The sequence below is a fragment of the Kitasatospora sp. NPDC057940 genome (genome assembly GCF_042887425.1).
Classification (GTDB): Bacteria; Actinomycetota; Actinomycetes; order Streptomycetales; family Streptomycetaceae; genus Kitasatospora.
In genome coordinates this window covers 82,548-99,718 of sequence record NZ_JBHVPH010000030.1, presented here as the reverse complement: position 1 = coordinate 99,718, position 17,171 = coordinate 82,548, and the positions used below count along the sequence as shown (strand labels likewise).

The 17,171-nt window shown below is 71.4% G+C and carries 13 protein-coding genes; 1 reads left to right on the top strand and 12 read right to left on the bottom strand.

The window, feature by feature from the left end:
* Positions 1-305: 305 nt before the first annotated feature.
* The 9 genes from ACFVTF_RS32455 to ACFVTF_RS32415 form a co-directional block, all read right to left on the bottom strand.
* The gene (locus ACFVTF_RS32455) at positions 306-1,829 is read right to left on the bottom strand and encodes a CoA-acylating methylmalonate-semialdehyde dehydrogenase (RefSeq protein ID WP_371516996.1); all 1,524 of its coding nucleotides are present in this window, start codon (positions 1,827-1,829) and stop codon (positions 306-308) included.
* Between the two features lie 277 nt (positions 1,830-2,106).
* Positions 2,107-2,931 carry a nucleotidyl transferase AbiEii/AbiGii toxin family protein gene (locus tag ACFVTF_RS32450; RefSeq protein WP_387817723.1) on the bottom strand — a complete coding sequence of 275 codons (825 nt, stop codon included), beginning with the start codon at positions 2,929-2,931 and terminating at the stop codon, positions 2,107-2,109.
* A gap of 70 nt (positions 2,932-3,001) precedes the next feature.
* Positions 3,002-3,433 carry a hypothetical protein gene (locus ACFVTF_RS32445; protein WP_363585759.1) on the bottom strand — a complete coding sequence of 144 codons (432 nt, stop codon included), beginning with the start codon at positions 3,431-3,433 and terminating at the stop codon, positions 3,002-3,004.
* A gap of 188 nt (positions 3,434-3,621) precedes the next feature.
* Positions 3,622-5,016 carry an NAD(P)/FAD-dependent oxidoreductase gene (locus ACFVTF_RS32440; RefSeq protein WP_371516999.1) on the bottom strand — a complete coding sequence of 465 codons (1,395 nt, stop codon included), beginning with the start codon at positions 5,014-5,016 and terminating at the stop codon, positions 3,622-3,624.
* A gap of 63 nt (positions 5,017-5,079) precedes the next feature.
* Entirely contained in the window at positions 5,080-5,883 is an 804-nt protein-coding gene (locus tag ACFVTF_RS32435; protein ID WP_387817721.1) for an ABC transporter permease, read from the bottom strand.
* Positions 5,883-6,812, bottom strand: coding sequence for an ABC transporter permease (locus tag ACFVTF_RS32430; RefSeq protein ID WP_350882859.1), 930 nt, complete (start codon positions 6,810-6,812; stop codon positions 5,883-5,885). The genes ACFVTF_RS32435 and ACFVTF_RS32430 overlap by 1 nt, the downstream gene beginning before the upstream one ends.
* Positions 6,809-7,951: an ABC transporter ATP-binding protein gene (locus ACFVTF_RS32425; protein WP_371517002.1), complete on the bottom strand. Its 1,143-nt coding sequence runs from the start codon at positions 7,949-7,951 to the stop codon at positions 6,809-6,811. Before ACFVTF_RS32425 ends, ACFVTF_RS32430 begins: the two co-directional genes overlap by 4 nt.
* 46 nt (positions 7,952-7,997) lie before the next feature.
* On the bottom strand, positions 7,998-9,248 hold the full coding sequence (locus ACFVTF_RS32420) for a PotD/PotF family extracellular solute-binding protein (RefSeq protein WP_371517003.1): 1,251 nt from the start codon (positions 9,246-9,248) through the stop codon (positions 7,998-8,000).
* Positions 9,249-9,315: 67 nt separating this feature from the next.
* Entirely contained in the window at positions 9,316-10,827 is a 1,512-nt protein-coding gene (locus ACFVTF_RS32415; RefSeq protein ID WP_387817720.1) for a gamma-aminobutyraldehyde dehydrogenase, read from the bottom strand.
* 356 nt (positions 10,828-11,183) lie between these two features.
* Between ACFVTF_RS32415 and ACFVTF_RS32410 the strand changes: the two genes are divergently transcribed.
* Positions 11,184-12,839 (top strand): PucR family transcriptional regulator, encoded by a 1,656-nt coding sequence (locus ACFVTF_RS32410; protein WP_371517005.1) that lies wholly within the window; start codon positions 11,184-11,186, stop codon positions 12,837-12,839.
* A gap of 18 nt (positions 12,840-12,857) precedes the next feature.
* Here the strand turns inward: ACFVTF_RS32410 and ACFVTF_RS32405 are convergent, their stop codons facing one another.
* The 3 genes from ACFVTF_RS32405 to ACFVTF_RS32395 all read right to left on the bottom strand — a co-directional run bounded on the left by ACFVTF_RS32405 (position 12,858) and on the right by ACFVTF_RS32395 (position 17,112).
* Entirely contained in the window at positions 12,858-14,057 is a 1,200-nt protein-coding gene (locus ACFVTF_RS32405) for a spermidine/putrescine ABC transporter substrate-binding protein (protein ID WP_063347658.1), read from the bottom strand.
* A gap of 68 nt (positions 14,058-14,125) precedes the next feature.
* A complete protein-coding gene (locus ACFVTF_RS32400; RefSeq protein ID WP_363585753.1) occupies positions 14,126-15,484 on the bottom strand; it encodes an aspartate aminotransferase family protein in 1,359 nt (452 codons plus the stop codon).
* Positions 15,485-15,666: 182 nt separating this feature from the next.
* A complete protein-coding gene (locus ACFVTF_RS32395) occupies positions 15,667-17,112 on the bottom strand; it encodes a gamma-aminobutyraldehyde dehydrogenase (RefSeq protein WP_387817719.1) in 1,446 nt (481 codons plus the stop codon).
* Positions 17,113-17,171 lie beyond the last annotated feature (59 nt).

Here is a 17,171-nt window from a genome sequence, read left to right as displayed (position 1 = left end):
CGTCCGACGTTTCAAACTCTAGCCGATCCCCGCTCCGAAAAGCGAATCGGCCGCAATCCAATAAAACGAACACGCCGAATAAGAACCAAGCCGCGGCAAGACGCGACCCAGCCCGAACCAGGAAATGGTGTTTCAAAAGGATTGGCTACCCCGGGACCGTCCGCGCGGAGATGCGTGTCCGGTGCTCCCAGCCAGGCAGCTCGAAGAACTCTACGCGTGATCGCGACCGGATGCAAACGGGGTGCAAAAGAGCCAGCCGGACCCCGGGGAGAGGGGTCCGGCCGGCACGACCGCGGGGCGGGGGATCAGCTGTTGGTGGGGAAGCCGAGGTTGATGCCGCCGTGCGAGGGGTCCAGCCAGCGCTGGGTCACGGCCTTGCCGCGGGTGAAGAACTGCACGCCGTCCGGACCGTACGCGTGGGCGTCGCCGAACAGGGAGGCCTTCCAGCCGCCGAAGGAGTAGTAGGCGACCGGGACCGGGATCGGCACGTTGATGCCGACCATGCCGACCTCCACCTCGAACTGGAAGCGCCGGGCCGCGCCGCCGTCGTTGGTGAAGAGGGCGGTGCCGTTGCCGTACGGGTTGGCGTTGATCAGCGCCAGGCCCTCGTCGTAGGAGGCGACGCGCACGACGGAGAGGATCGGGCCGAAGATCTCGTCGTTGTAGACGGACATGCCCGGCTTCACATGGTCGAACAGGGTGGGGCCGAGCCAGAAGCCGTCCGAGGTCGGGGCGCCGTTCTCGTCCTCGGCGGTGACCGGGTGCTTGCGGCCGTCCACGGCGAGCTCGGCGCCGTCGGCGACTCCGGACTCGACATAGGAGGTGACCTTGTCGCGGTGCTGGCCGGTGACCAGCGGGCCCATCTCTGAGTCGCCGTTGCAGCCGGGGCCGACCTTCAGGGTGGCGATCCGCTGCTTGATCTTGTCGACCAGCTCGTCGCCGATCGGGTCGACCGCGACCAGGACGGACACGGCCATGCAGCGCTCGCCGGCCGCGCCGAAGCCCGCGTTGACGGCGGCGTCGGCGGCCAGGTCGAGGTCGGCGTCGGGCAGGACCAGCATGTGGTTCTTGGCGCCGCCCAGGGCCTGCACGCGCTTGCCGTAGCGCGTACCGGTCTCGTAGACGTAGCGGGCGATCGGGGTGGAGCCGACGAAGCTGACGGACTTGACGTCCGGGTGCTCCAGCAGGCGGTCCACGGCGGCCTTGTCGCCGTGCACGACGTTGAAGACGCCGTCCGGCAGGCCGGCCTCCTTCCACAGCCCGGCGAGGAAGTTGGCGGCGGACGGGTCCTTCTCCGAGGGCTTCAGGACGACGGTGTTGCCGGCCGCGATGGCGATCGGGAAGAACCACATCGGCACCATGGCCGGGAAGTTGAACGGCGAGATGATCGCGACCGGGCCGAGCGGCTGGCGGATCGAGTAGACGTCGACGCCGGTGGACGCCTGCTCGGTGAAGCCGCCCTTGACGAGCTGCGGGATGCCACAGGCGTACTCGACGACCTCCAGGCCGCGGGCGATCTCGCCGAGCGCGTCGGAGTGGACCTTGCCGTGCTCGGACACGATGATCGCGGCCAGCTCGTCGCGGCGGGCGTTCAGCAGCTCGCGGAAGGCGAACAGCACGGTGGTGCGCTTGGCGACCGAGGCGGTGCGCCACTCGGCGAAGGCCGAGGCGGCGGCGGCCACGGCCTGGTCGACCTCGGCGATCCCGGCGAAGTCGACCTGGCCGGCGACCTGGCCGGTGGCCGGGTCGAAGATGTCACCGCGGCGGGGCGCCGCGCCGGCGGTGGCGACGGGCTCGCCGCCGATCCAGTGGGTGATGTGCTTGCTCAAGTCCGTCTGCCTCCGAAGTCCCGGGCGGCGTCCTGCCGCCGGTCCTGTCTGGCGCCGCCCGCGAGTGGGCCGGGCGACGGGATTCACGGGGCTACCGCGTTCGTCTCCAGTCTGGTGGCCGCCGCGCCAGGCCTCAACGAACAGGCTGACGGGGATCACGGATTCAGCCTTACAGGTCGTCCGGTTGCTCGGCCGAACGCGTGAGAGAACACGAACGTGCGAGAGACCACGAACGTGTGAAGCCGGACCCGCAAGGCGAACCACCGCCACCCCGCGTTCAGGACTCCTCGTCCTCCAGGTACGGGTCGTGCAGACCGTCGGCCGCTTCCTGGGTCTCCAGCAGGTCCAGCCGCAGGTCCTGGGCCCAGGCGAGCGCCCACCGCTTCAGCCCGCCGACCGCTCGTGCCGCGACACCCCGGGCCCGGAACCGGCCGTCCGCCGCCTCGGCCAGCGTCTCCAGCCGGTCGGCGAGCGCCGCGGTCTGGAAGTCCGCGTCCAATTCGGCTGCCAGCGCGAGGAGTTCGCCCTCGCGGTAGCAGTCGGTGAGGGCGTGCACGTCGACCAGGTCCCGTGGCATGCCGCGGTCCACCAGCAGCGCGGTGGTGAGCGCGGCGGCGTCCTCCAGGGCGACGACCGGCAGGACCACCGGCAGGACCACCGGCAGGACGACCGACGGCGCCACCGGCAGGACCGCCGACAGCTCCGCCGCCGGCTCGCCGGGCGGGGGCGCGGCGAGGTCGAAGCGCACCGGCCGGTGGGCCAGCGGCTCCTTCCGCAGCTCCACCGAGTGCGACCGCCCGCCGAGCGCGAGCCGGACGGTGAGCTGCTCCAGTCGCGGCGTGCCCGGGCGTTCGGCGACTCCGCCGCCGGCCGCGCGGTAGGCCTCGCCCAGCGCGGCGGCCACCTCCGGCAGGTCGGCCCCGCCGGTCACCAGGGTGAGTCCGTCCTGCGGGCAGGCCGCGACGCCGTGGGCGCGCAGCGCGTGCCCGCCGGCCAGGGCGAGCCCGTACCGGTCGCAGACGGGGGCCGCCAGTGCGGCGAGGCGCAGCTGGGCCGGGCCCGGTCGGAGGGGCGCGTCGACGGCGTCCGGGGCGGTGGTCACGTTTCCAGTCTGACGCGACCGCCCGCCCCGCGCGCCACCGCCGGCCGGGGCCGGGGCCCGGACCGGGGGGTCACCAGCCGCTGAGCCCGGCCGCGGCCTCGTGCAGGGCGAGTTCCAGCAGCACCGGGTCGTTGAGCCGTCCGGAGCCGTCGGGCGGGACCAGCCAGCGCACCCCGCGGCTGCGGCGCTCGGGGTGCGGGACGACGATCCAGGTGCCCTCCCCCGCGCTGCGCACGCCGGTGCCGATCCAGCGGGCGGCGGTGCCGACGGGGACCAGGAAGCTGACGTGCTCGTCCCCGAAGTCGGTGAGGACGGGGCCGCAGGAGCCGGTGTCCAGGATCTCCAGGGCCGGGCGCCCGAGCCGTCCGGGGACGGAGAGGACGTCCCAGCGGCGGCCGGCCGGTAGCAGCATCAGCCCCAGCCCGGTGCGCTCCCATTGCTCCCGGAAGGCCTCCGGGTCCGGTGCCACCTGGGCGAGCCAGTGCAGTCCGGTGCTCTCCATGTCTGTCCCCGCTTCTCGCCGCTGGTTCCGGTCGGGTCGTCCTGGTCGGGACGCGGCGGGAAGACCGAGACCCGCCGTCACCAAGGAGAGGCGGACGGCGGGTCTCTCTTACACGGATAACACGGATGACACTGATGGCACGGATACCGCGGATACCGCGGATACCGCGGATACCGCGGACAACGAGGTCAGCTGTCGAAGCCGAGCCCCATGCGGTCGAGCGTGCGCAGCCAGAGGTTGCGGTGGCCGCCGTTGCGGTCCGCGCGCTCCAGCGAGCGGGTGGTGATCTCGATCCCGGCCCAGCGCACCGGCTCGGGCGGGAACGGCAGCGGCTTGCTGCGCACCATGTCCAGCGAGGTGCGCTCGGTGCGCTCGCCGGACAGCAGGTCGAGCATCACCTCGGCGCCGAAGCGCGTCGCGCCGACGCCGAGCCCGGTGTACCCGGCCGCGTACGCGACCTTGCCCCGGTAGGCGGTGTCGAAGAACGCCGAGAACCGGCTGCAGGTGTCGATGGCGCCGCCCCAGGCGTTGGTGAAGCGCAGGCCCTCCAGCTGCGGGAAGCAGCGGAAGAAGTGGTTCGCCAGGGTGCGGAAGGTCTCCGGCCGCTGGTCGTACTCGTGCCGGACGTGGCCGCCGTAGTGGTAGACGGCGTCGTAGCCGCCCCACAGGATCCGGTTGTCGGCGGAGAGCCGGAAGTAGTGGAACTTGTTGGCGCTGTCGCCGAGTCCCTGCCGGCCGCGCCAGCCGATCGCGGCAAGCTGCTCGTCGCTGAGCGGCTCGGTCATCAGCGCGTAGTCGTACACCGGCACGACGAACGGCCGGACCCTCTTGACCAGCGACGGGAACACGTTGGTACCGAGTGCGACGCGCCGGGCGAAGACCCGTCCGTACGGGGTGCGGACGGCCATGCCGCTGCCGTACTCCCGCAGGTCGGTGGCCCGGGTGTGCTCGAAGATCCGCACGCCCTGGCCGAGGCAGGCGTCCCGCAGGCCCCAGGCGAGCTTGGCGGGGTGGACCATCGCCACGCCCTCCTTGTCCCAGAGGCCGCCGAGGAAGGTCGGCGAGTCGACCTCGGCGCGCAGCTCGTCGGCGTCCAGGACGGTGATGTCGAAGCCGTACCGGGCGACGGCCTCGGCGATCTCGTGGAGTTCCTCGACCTGGTGCGGCTGGGTGGCGACGTCGATCTCGCCGGTGCGCTCCCACTCGGCGTCGATGCCGTAGCGCTTGAGGGTGGCCTCGATGCCGTCCAGGTTGGCGGCACCGAGGCGTTCCAGCTGGGCGAGTTCGGCGGGCCAGCGTTGCAGGCCGTTGCCGAAGCCGTGGGTGAGGCTGGCCGCGCAGAATCCGCCGTTACGCCCGGACGCGGCCCACCCGACCTCGTTGCCCTCGACCAGCACGACGTCCAGCGAGGGGTCGCGTTCCTTGGCGATGAGGGCGGTCCAGAGGCCGGAGTAGCCGCCGCCGACGACCAGCAGGTCGCAGGTGGTGTCGCCGACCAGGGCGGGCAGCGCCGCCGGCCGGCCCGGGTCCTCCAGCCAGAAGGGGGTGGGCCTGGCGTCACTGAGTGCGCGGGCGGAGTCCATGCATTATCAGCCACTTTCTGTACTTAGGCGATGGTTTGTTCGGCCACCACACCCGACCGTACGTCAGGCGGTGGCCTTCCGGCGGTTGCCCAGCCACTGGCCGCCGACGGTCAGCGCGACGGCGGCGATGAACATCGCGGTGCCGATGACGTTCACCTGCACCGGGATGCCGCGCTGCGACGCGCCCCAGACGAACATCGGGAAGGTGACCGTGGTCGGGCCCGAGTTGAACTGGGTGATGATGAAGTCGTCGAAGGAGAGCGCGAAGCTGAGCAGCGCTCCCGCCGCGATGCCGGGGGCGGCCAGCGGCAGGGTGACCCGCAGGAAGGTCTGGGTGGGGGTCGCGTAGAGGTCCTGGGCGGCCTGTTCGAGCCTCGGGTCCATGCTCATCACGCGGGCCTTGACGGCCGTCACCACGAAGCTGAGGCAGAACATGATGTGCGCGATGAGGATGGTGGTGAAGCCGAACGGGATGCGCATGTTGAGGAACAGCGTCCCGAGCGAGGCGGCCATGACCACCTCGGGCATGGCCATCGGCAGGAAGATCATCGCGGTGGTGGCCGAGCGGCCGCGGAAGCGGTAGCGGGCCAGCGCGAAGGCGACCATGGTGCCGAGCACGGTGGCGCCGATGGTGGCGAGCACCGCGATCTGCAGGCTGAGCGAGAGCGACTGGCACATGTCGGCCACGCCGCAGGGGTTGGTCCAGGCGTCGGTGGAGAACTCGTTCCACTCGTAGTTGAACTTGCCGACCGGCTTGTTGAACGAGAAGGCGAGCACGACCAGGTTGGGCAGCACCAGGTAGGCGAGGGCCAGCAGGCCGGCCAGCACCACCAGGTGGGCGCGTATCCACTTGGTAATCCGGGACATCAGACCAGTTCCTCCGTCCCGGCCTTGCGCATGTAGACCGTCACCATGCCCAGGATCAGGGCCATCAGGATGAAGCTCAGTGCGGCAGCCGTGGGGTAGTCGAGCACGTTCAGGAACTGCTTCTGGATGCCGTTGCCGACCATCTGCTCGCTCGGCGAGCCCAGCAGCTGGGCGTTGATGTAGTCGCCGGAGGCCGGGATGAAGGTGAGCAGGGTGCCGGCGACCACCCCGGGCAGCGAGATCGGGAAGGTGACCTTGCGGAAGGTGGTGAACGGCCGGGCGTACAGGTCGCCGGCCGCCTCGTGCAGGCGGGGGTCGATCCGCTCCAGCGAGGTGTACAGCGGCAGGATCATGAACGGCAGGAAGTTGTAGGTGAGACCGCAGACCACGGCGAGCGGCGTGGCGAGCACCCGGTCGCCGGAGGTGAGGCCGAGCGCGTTGGTGACGTCCAGGACGTGCAGGGTGTTGAGCACCCCGACCACCGGCCCGCCGTCGGACAGGATGGTCTTCCAGGCCAGCGTGCGGATCAGGAAGCTGGTGAAGAACGGCGCGATGACCAGGATCAGGATGACGTTGCGCCAGCGCTTGCTGGCCTTGAAGGCGATCGTGTACGCGAGCGGGTAGCCGACGGCCAGGCAGAGCACGGTGGCGATGCCCGCGTAGGAGAACGAGCGGACGAAGTGCCACTTGTACTCGACCAGGGCGTCCCAGTAGGTCGCGAGGTGCCAGGTGACCTTGAAGCCCGCCTCGAGCGAGCCGGTCTGCAGCGAGGTGGACGCCTGGTAGACCATCGGGACGGCGAAGAAGACGACGAGCCAGGCGATGCCGGGCAGCAGCAGCCAGTACGCGGTGAGCTTGCGCTTCGGCTTCCGCGCCGGTTCCGCGAGCGGTATGACCTGTGACGGGGCGGCCGGGGTGGTGGTGGTCATGCGGCCTCCTCCGCGGTGCCCGCGTCGATCGCCTGCGCGGCGTCCAGGGCGAAGGAGTGCGCCGGGTTCCAGTGCAGCAGGACGGGCGCGCCGGGGACGATCCGGGCGTCGCGCTCCATGTTCTGCTCGAAGACGGTGACCTCCTGGCCGCCGTCGGTGCGCACCACGTACTGGGTGGAGACGCCGATGAAGCTGGAGTCGAGGACGGTGCCGGCCAGCCGGTTGCGGCCGTCGGCGACCTCGGCGGAGGCGTGCGCGATGGTGATCTTCTCCGGGCGCACGCCCAGGTGGACCTGCCTGGCCTCGGTGGCGCAGCGCGCCTTGGGCACGGCGAGGCGGACGCCGGCCGCGCTGAGCAGCAGGTCGCCGCCGTCGCTGCCGGTGACCTCGGCGGGCAGCAGGTTGGACTGGCCGAGGAAGTTGGCCACGAAGGTGGTGGCGGGGTTCTCGTACAGCTCGGCGGGGGCGCCCAGTTGCTCGACCCGGCCGCCGTTCATCACCGCGATGGTGTCGGCCATCGTCATGGCCTCCTCCTGGTCGTGGGTGACGTGCACGAAGGTGATGCCGACCTCGGTCTGGATCCGCTTGAGCTCCAGCTGCATCTGGCGGCGGAGCTTGAGGTCGAGCGCGCCGAGCGGCTCGTCGAGGAGCAGCACCTGGGGGTGGTTGATCAGGGCGCGGGCGACGGCGACGCGCTGCTGCTGGCCGCCGGAGAGCTGGTGCGGCTTGCGCCGGGCGTACTGGCCGAGTTCGACCAGCTCCAGCATCTCCTCGACCTGCTTCTTGACGTCCTTGCGGCCGCGGCGGCGCAGGCCGAAGGCGACGTTCTCGAAGATGTCGAGGTGCGGGAAGAGCGCGTAGCTCTGGAAGACGGTGTTCACCGGCCGCTTGTACGGGGGCAGGGCGGTGACGTCCTGGCCGCCGATCAGGACGGTGCCGCTGGTGGGCTCCTCCAGGCCCGCGATCATGCGCAGGGTGGTGGTCTTGCCGCAGCCGGAGGCGCCGAGCAGGGCGAAGAAGGAGCCCTGCGGGACGGTGAGGTCGAGCGGGTGGACGGCGGTGAAGGCGCCGTAGGTCTTGCCGATGCCGCTGAGGCGGACGTCGCCGCCGGCGGCCGCGTCGCGCTGCTGGTCTGTCATGGGTGTCTTCCTGGGTTCTCTGCCGGGAGTGGGCCGCGCGTGGGGGTCAGGCGCCGATGAGCTTGGAGAACTTCTGCTCGAAGTCGCTCTCCTCGGTCTCGGTGAGGGTGCGGAACACGTGCGACTTGGCCGCCATCTCGGGGGTGGGTACGACCAGCGGGTTGGCCGCGCTGTCCGGGGCGAGGGTGGCGAGCTCGTCCTTCATCCCGGTCACGGCGGAGACGAAGCCGATGCCCGCGACCAGCTGCGCCGCGATCTTCGGCTGATAGTAGAAGTCGATCAGCTTTTCCGCGTTCGCCTTGTGCTGCGCCCGGGCCGGGACCAGCATGTTGTCCGTCGAGGAGACGTAGCCCTTCTCCGGGATGACGAACTCGATGTCCGGGTTGTCGGCGCGCAGTTGGATCAGGTCGCCGCCCCAGGCGACGCAGGCCGCGATGTCGCCGGAGGACAGCTCCTGGCCGTAGTCGTTGCCGGTGAAGCGGCGGATCTGCTTGCTGTCGACGCCCTTCTGCAGCCGGGCGACGGCGGCGTCGTAGTCGTCGGCGGTGAACTTCGCCGGGTCCTTGCCCAGGTCCAGCAGGGTGATCCCGATGCTGTCGCGCATCTCGGAGAGGAAGGTGACCCGGCCCTTGAGGTCGGGGTCGTCCAGCAGTTGGGAGACGCTGGTGACCTCCTTCCCCTTGGTCGCCTTCTTGTTGTAGGCGATGACGACCTGGATGCCGGCCCACGGGTAGGAGTACAGCCGGCCCGGGTCCCAGTCGGGGGCGCGGAAGCGGGAGTCGATGGTGGTGATCGCGGTGGTGACGTTCGCCGGGTTGAGCTTCTGCGCCCAGCCGAGCCGGATCAGCCGGGCGGCCATCCAGTCGGTGAGAACCATCAGGTCGCGGCCGGTGTCCTGGCCGGCCGCGAGCTGCGGCTTGACCTTGCCGAAGAACTCGACGTTGTCGTTGACGTCCTCGTTGTACCTGACCTTGACGCCGGTGGCCGCGGTGAAGGCGTCCAGGGTCCCGTGCTTCTGCTTGTCCTTCTCGTCGGTGTCGATGTACAGCGGCCAGTTGGAGAAGTTGACCACCTTCTCGGTGTCCGAGAGGTCCTTGGCGGCGTTGGCGGTCGAGTCGCCGCCGGCGGTCCTGGCCGCCGGGATCCCGCAGGCGGCCAGCGTGCCCGCACCGGCGCTCAGCGCGGCGGCCCGCAGCAGGGTGCGGCGGCCGATCGCGGCCCGGCCGCTGGTCAGGCTGCGTTCCCAGGCCTTGCGGACCGGTTCGGGCAGACCGTCGGTGAACTCGTTGAACGCCATGGAACGGGCCTCCTGGGGGTAAGAGGTCGAATCGGGGCGCCCTGGGGGCGGCGCCCCTGGGCAGGGGTTATCTGTCTCCGAAGACGGTGCGGTGCCAGTCCTTGCGGGCGACCGCGGTGGTGTCGAACATGACGTGCTTGACCTGGGTGTACTCGTCCAGCGAGTACTGGGACATGTCCTTGCCGTAGCCGGACGCCTTGTAGCCGCCGTGCGGCATCTCGCTGATGATCGGGATGTGGTCGTTGACCCAGACGCACCCGGCCGCGATCTCCCGGGTGGCGCGCAGCGAGCGGTGCACGTTGCCCGTCCAGGCGGAGGCGGCCAGGCCGTAGGGGGTGTCGTTGGCCAGCCGCAGGCCCTCGTCGTCGGTGTCGAAGGGCAGCACGACCAGCACCGGGCCGAAGATCTCGCCCTGGACCACCTCGCTGTCCTGGGCGGCGCCGGTGATCAGGGTGGGCGCGTAGTACGCGCCGCGGGTGAGGTCGGTGCCGTCGTGGCCCTTCTCCGGCGCGCGGCCGCCGGTGACCACGGTGGCGTACGAGCGGGCGCGTTCGACGAAGCCGGCCACCCGGTCCCGGTGGGTGTACGAGACCAGCGGGCCGAGGTCGGTGTGCGGGTTGAGCGGGTCGCCGATCCGGATCGCGGCGTACAGTTCGGCCACGCCGGCCACGAACGCGTCGTACAGCGGGCGCTGGACGTACGCGCGGGTGGCGGCGGTGCAGTCCTGGCCGCCGTTGATCAGCGAGGCGGCGACCGCGCCGTGCACGGCGGCGTCGAGGTCGGCGTCGTCGAAGACCACGAACGGGGCCTTGCCGCCGAGCTCCAGGTGGGTGCGCTTGACGCTCGCGGTGGCGAGTTCGGCGACCCTGCGGCCGACCGGGGTGGAGCCGGTGAAGGACACCATGGCGACGTCCGGGTGCCCGACCAGGTGCTCGCCGGTGGTGCGTCCGGCGCCGGTGACCACGTTGACCACGCCGTCCGGGATGCCCGCCTCGGTGCAGGCCCGGGCGAACATCAGCGAGGTGAGCGGGGTCAGCTCGGACGGCTTGAGCACGATGGTGTTGCCCGCCGCGATCGCCGGCAGGACCTTCCAGGCGGCCATCTGCAGCGGGTAGTTCCACGGCGAGATCGAGCCGACCACGCCGATCGCCTCGCGGCGCACGTAGGAGGTGTGGTCGCCGGAGTACTCGCCGGCCGCCTTGCCCTCCAGGTTGCGGGCGGCGCCGGCGAAGAACGCCACGTTGTCGATGGTGCCGGGGACGTCGAACTCGGTGGCCAGCTTGACCGGCTTGCCGGTCTGCGCGGTCTCCACCCGGGCGAGGTCGGCGCTCGCCGAGGCCAGGACGGCGGCCAGTGCGGTCAGCGCCTCGGAGCGGGCACCGGGGGTGGCGCGGGACCAGCCGGGCAGGGCCGCCTTCGCGGCGGCCACGGCCGCGTCGACGTCGCCGGTGGTGGCCAGGGCGACCTGCTCGACCACGCTGCCGTCCGCGGGGTTGACGACCTGGAAGGGCTCGCCGCTCCCCCGGGTCTGACGGCCCGCGATGTACTGCGCGCCCGCGCCGAAGTCGGTCAGGTCCATCTGGTTCCTCCAAGTGCCGGTGGGTCGACTGCCACCGCGATTCTCACGGTTGTGCGGTGGGGAAATCCGACCGGCTGATCACCGGGGTTGCGCGATCCTGGCAGTCCGGCGGACTCCGGACAAGGGATTCCGCTGTTGCATTCCGGCAACGCGATGGATTCCGGCGTGAGGTCTGTTTTTCGCCACAGCCGACCCGCTGACCATGCCCGCTGCCGCCCCGGCGTGACAAGGGTCACTGCGACAACCTCGGCGGGTAGGGCCTTACAGGGTGCAAGGGTTCACCGAGGGCGACAGGTCGTCGCCACGATGGATGATTTACCTGACACTCTGGTCCCTCAAGGCCCTGGAGGCCCGCGATGCTCCCCACCGTCGCCCGCGTGCTCGACCTGGAGGTGATGCGGCGCGGCCTGCCCCAGGTCGTCGCCGGCGCCGACCACCTGGAGCGGCCCGTCCGCTGGGTCCACGTGAGCGAACTGCCCGACGTCGCCGGGATGCTCCAGGGCGGCGAACTGGTGCTCACCACCGGCATCGCGCTGCCCGACGACCGCGAGGGCCTGGCCCGCTACGTCCGCGAACTGGACGAGGTGGGGGTCGCCGGCCTGGTCGTCGAGTACGGCAGGCGCTACTTCGACTCGCTGCCCCGCGCCCTGGTGCACGCCGCCGAACAGCGCGGCCTGCCGCTGATCACGCTCCGCCGCGAGCTGCGCTTCGTCGCCGTCACCGAGGCCGTGCACGCGCTGGTGGTCAACGCCCAGCTGGAGCAGCTGCGCACCTCCGAGGCCGTCCACCAGGTGTTCAACGAGCTGGTGGTGGAGGGCGCCGAGCCGCCCGAGGTGATCCGCCAGGTGGCCCGGATGGCGGGCGCGCCGGTCGTCCTGGAGAACCTCGCGCACCAGGTGCTCGCCCACGACACCGCCGGCCGCCCGGAGGTCGAACTGCTGGAGGACTGGGAGCGCCGCTCCCGCGGGGTCCGCCCGCCCGGCCGCACCGGGCACGACCCGCGCAGCGGCTGGCTGGTGACCACGGTCGGCGCCCGCGGCCAGGACTGGGGCCGGCTGGTGCTGGTGCAGGATCCGGGCCCGCTGCCCGAGAACGAGGCCCATCCGCACACCATGCTGCTGGAGCGCGGCGCCTCCGCGCTGGCGCTCAACCGGCTGGTGGTGCGCGACCGGGAGAGCCTGGAGCGGCAGACCCACCGCACCCTGCTGTCCGGCATCCTCACCCACGCGCTGACCGTCTCCGAGGTGGCCCTGCGCGCCCAGGCGCTCGGCGTCCCGCTGGAGGGCCGCCGGCTGGTCGGGGTGGTGCTGCGGCAGCGGCGCGGCCCGATCCCGGCCGCCCTGGAGGCGCAGGCCCGGCTGCGCGACTTCACCGAGCTCGCCGCGGGGGCCGTCCGGGCCTGCCGGCTCTCCGCCCTGGTCGGCGCGCTGGACGACGAGGGCGTCGGCGTGCTGATCACGCTCGGCACCCAGCAGGACGAACACGCCGCCCTGGACGCCTTCTCGGCCACGCTGCGCCGGATGTCGGCCGAGGCCGGCCGGGACGACGCCGCCGCCGCACCGGCCCCCGTGGTCGCGGTCGGCTCCTCGGTCGGCTCCGTCCGGGACGCCCGGCGCACCCTGCTGGAGGCCACCCAGGTCGCCGACGCGGCCCTGCACGACGCGCCCGGCGGCCGGGCCGCCTCGTACTACCGGCTGCCGGACGTCCGGCTGCGCGGCCTGCTCCACCTGCTGCGCGACGACGCCCGGCTGCAGACCTACGTGGAACGGGAGCTCGGCCCGCTGCTGGCCCACGACGCCGAGCACAACGGCCAGTTGGTGCAGATGCTGCGGATCTACCTGGAGCAGGGCCGGAACAAGTCGGCGGCGGCCGACGCCGCGCACCTGTCCCGGCCGTCCTTCTACGACCGCCTGCACAAGGTCGAGCGGATCCTCGGCGTCGACCTCGACCAGGTGGAGTCCTGCCTCTCCCTGCACGTGGCACTGCTCGCCCTGGACGCCGTCCGCCGCTGACCGCCGCGCGCCGGCGGCCTACACGCCGGTGATGCGCCCCCAGACCTTGTGCAGTTCGGGCCGCTCCGCCGAGGTGACGTCGCGCATGGTGTGCAGCCGGGCGCGCATCTCGTCGGTCGGGAAGAGCAGCGGGTTCTCCGCCAGTTCGGCCTTGTCCTTGTCGCCGCTGGCCGCCAGCACCTCGCGGGCGGCCGGCACCGGGCAGATGTACTGGACGAACGCGGCGAGTTCGGCGGCCACCTCGGGCTGGTAGTAGTGGTCGATCAACAGCTCGGCGTTGCGCTTGTGCCGGGCCCGGTTGGGGATCATCAGGCTCTCCGCCCACAGCTCGCCACCCTCCTGCGGGACCACGAACTCGATGTCCGGGTTCTGGGCGGTCAGTTGGACGGCGTCGCCGGAGTAGGCCTGGCAGGCGACGGCGGCGCCGGAGGCGAGGTCGCTGGTGTAGTCGTTGCCGGTGAAGCGGCGGATGTGGCCGGTGTCGACCATCTTCTGCACGGTGTCCATCGCCCGGTGCGCGTCGTCCTCGCCGAACCGGGAGACGTCCGCGCCCTGGGCGAGCATCAGCAGCCCGAGCGCCTCGTCCAGCCCGGCGAACAGGGTGACCCGGCCCTTGAGGTCGGGCGCCCAGAGGTCGGCGGTCGACTTCAGCTCCCGGCCGAGCGCCTTGCGGTTGTACGCGATGCCGGTGATCCCGGACTGCCAGGGCACGCTGCGCCGGCGCCCGGGGTCGAAGGCCGGGTCGGCGAGCTGCGGGTCCAGGTTGGCGGTGACGTTGGGCAGGTTGGCCCGGTCCATGGCCTGCACCCAGCCGAGCGAGACGTACCGGCCGGCCATCCAGTCGCTGACCACCATGAGGTCCCGGCCGGGGTCGGCGCCCTGGGTGAGCACCGGGCTGATCTTGCCGAAGAACTCGTCGTTGTCGTTGATGTCCTCGGTGTAGGTGACCGCGATGCCGGTCCGCTCGGTGAAGGCGTCCAGGGTCGGCCGGTGACCCTGGTCGTCGGTGTCGATGTACTGGGTCCAGTTGGAGAAGGCGAGCCGCTGCTCGCGGTCCGAGCGGTCCTGGACCGAGCGGCGGTCCTCGGCGACGTACGCGGACGGGATGCCGCAGCCGGTCAGCGTGCCGGCGCCGAGCAGCGCGGCCCCGCCGAGCACCGAACGCCGGCGGATCGTACGGGAGTTGTGGGGGCGGGTCGGGGTGGTGCTGCTGGGCATGGGGGAGGCCTCCGGAGCGTGGGACGGCCCCGGGCGTGCGCGACGCCCGGGGCCGTCCGGTCGGTACGTCAGACGGTGTGCGCGTCGGCGAGCGACAGCACCTCGTCGAGCACCGCGAGACCGGTCTTGGCCTCCTCCTCGGTGACGGTGCACGGCGGGACGACGTGGAGGCGGTTCATGTTGACGAACGGCCAGAGCCCGCGCTGCTTGCAGGCGGCGGCCAGCTCGGCCATCGGCGCGTTGGCGGCGCCGGCCGCGTTGTACGGGACCAGCGGCTCGCGGGTCCCGCGGTCCTTCACCAGGTCGAGCGCCCAGAACACGCCGAGGCCGCGGACCTCGCCGATCGAGGGGTGCCGCTCGGCCAGCTCCCGCAGGCCGGGGCCGAGCACGGTCTCGCCGATGTGCTTGGCGTTCTCGACGATGCCCTCCTCCGCCATGGCCGTGATGGTGGCGACGGCCGAGGCGCAGGCCAGCGGGTGGCCGGAGTAGGTGAGCCCGCCCGGGAACGCCCGCTCGGCGAAGGTGGCGGCGATCTCGGCGCTGATCGCCACGCCGCCCAGCGGGACGTAGCCCGAGTTGACGCCCTTGGCGAAGGTCAGCAGGTCCGGGGTGACACCCCAGTGGTCGGCGGCGAACCACTCGCCGGTCCGGCCGAAGCCCGCCATCACCTCGTCGAGGATGAACACGATGCCGAAGCGGTCGCAGATCTCCCGCACCCCGGCCAGGTAGCCCGCCGGCGGGATCAGGATGCCCGCGGTGCCGACCACGGTCTCCAGGATGATCGCCGCGATCGTCCCGGGGCCCTCGAAGGCGATCACCTGCTCCAGGTGCTCCAGCGCGCGCTCGCACTCCTGCGCCTCGTTCTCGGCGTGGAAGTTCGAGCGGTAGGCGTACGGGCCCCAGAAGTGCACCACGCCGGAGACGCCGGTCTCGTTGGCCCAGCGGCGCGGGTCGCCGGTGAGGGCGATCGCGTTGGCGGTGGCGCCGTGGTACGAGCGGTAGGCGGACATGACCTTCTGCCGGCCGGTGTGCAGCCGGGCCAGCCGGACGGCGTTCTCGACCGCCTCGGCGCCGCCGTTGGTGAAGAAGATCTTGTCGAGGTCGCCGGGGGTGCGCTCGGCGATCAGCCGGGCGGCCTCGCTGCGCGCCTCGACCGCGAAACCGGGGGCGATGGTGCAGAGCTTCGCCGCCTGCTCCTGGATCGCGGCGACCACCTTCGGGTGCTGGTGACCGATGTTGGTGTTGACCAGTTGCGAGGAGAAGTCGAGGTAGCGGTTGCCGTCGTAGTCCCAGAAGTACGAGCCCTCGGCGCCGGCCACCGCGAGGGGGTCGATCAGCGCCTGGGCGGACCACGAGTGGAAGACGTGCGCGCGGTCGGCGGCCTTGACCGCCTGGCCGGCGGCTGAGTCAGCGGTGGGGATGCTCATGCCGGTAAGGCTAGGGAGTCGCGGCCCCGAAGTGCAGTTTCATCTTGTCAGCCGGTCACGCGAACGGCCGACAGGATGCAAAGACACCGGGCCCGGGTCGAAAGGACCCGGGCCCATTGTCCGTTCACACGATGGACGTGCGATCAGATCGCGGTCATACGGCGCCCGACCGCCACGACCCGCTAGATCGCGGTCATGACGTGCTTCACCCGGGTGTAGTCCTCGAAGCCGTACGCGGAGAGGTCCTTGCCGTAGCCGGACTTCTTGAAGCCACCGTGCGGCATCTCGGCGACCAGCGGGATGTGGGTGTTGATCCAGACGCAGCCGAAGTCCAGGCGGCGCGACATCCGCATGGCGCGGGCGTGGTCCTTGGTCCACACCGAGGAGGCCAGCGCGAACTCGACGCCGTTGGCGTAGTCGACGGCCTGGTCCTCGTCGGTGAACTTCTGCACGGTGATGACCGGGCCGAAGACCTCGTTCTGGATGATCTCGTCGTCCTGCTGCAGGCCGGAGACGACGGTCGGGGCGTAGAAGTAGCCCTTCTCGCCGACCTGGTGGCCACCGGCCTCGACCTTGGCGTGGGCGGGCAGCCGCTCGATGAAGCCGGCCACCTGCTTCAGCTGGTTGGCGTTGTTCAGCGGGCCGTACAGCACGTCCTCGTCGTCCACGCCGCCGGTCTTGGTCTCGGCCGCGGCCTTGGCCAGCGCCTCGACGAAGGCGTCGTGGATCGACTCGTGCACCAGCACGCGGGTGGCCGCGGTGCAGTCCTGGCCGGCGTTGAAGTAGCCCGCGACCGAGATGCCCTCGACGGCCTCGGCGATGTCGGCGTCCTCGAAGACCACGACCGGGGCCTTGCCGCCCAGCTCCAGGTGGACGCGCTTGACGTCCTTGGAGGCGGACTCGGCGACCTGGATGCCGGCCCGGACCGAACCGGTGATGGAGGCCATCGCCGGGGTCTTGTGCTCGACCATCAGCCGGCCGGACTCGCGGTCGCCGCAGATCACGTTGAAGACGCCGGCCGGCAGCTCCAGGTCCTTGAGGACGCCGCCGATGATCTCGGCGAGCAGGACGGTGGAGGCCGGGGTGGTGTCCGAGGGCTTCAGGACGACGGTGTTGCCCGCGGCGATGGCCGGGGCGAACTTCCAGACGGCCATCATCATCGGGTAGTTCCACGGCGCGACCTGGGCACAGACGCCGACCGGCTCGCGGCGGACGATCGAGGTCATCCCGTCCATGTACTCCCCGGCGGCCTTGCCCTCCAGCATGCGGGCGGCACCGGCGAAGAAGCGGATCTGGTCCACCATCGGACCGATCTCCTCCGAGAGGGTCAGCCCGCGCGGCTTGCCCGTGTTGCGGACCTCCGCCTCGACGAGCTCCTCGGCCCGGGCCTCGACCGCGTCGGCGATCTTGAGCAGCAGCTTCTGGCGGGTGCTCGGGGTGGCGTCGCGCCAGACCGGGAAGGCGGCGGCGGCCGAGGCCATGGCGGCGTCCACATCGGAGGCACCGGACAGCGGGGACGTCGCGTAGACCTCACCGGTGGTGGGGTCGACGATGTCGAGCGTGCGGCCGTCCGCCGCGTCGACGAACTCACCGTTGATGTAGTTGCGCAGCGTGCGAAGGTCGCTCACGGGGTCTCTCCTCGGTCTGGGCCTGCGGCGTTGCAGTTTCCGGCGCCATGGTACGTCGG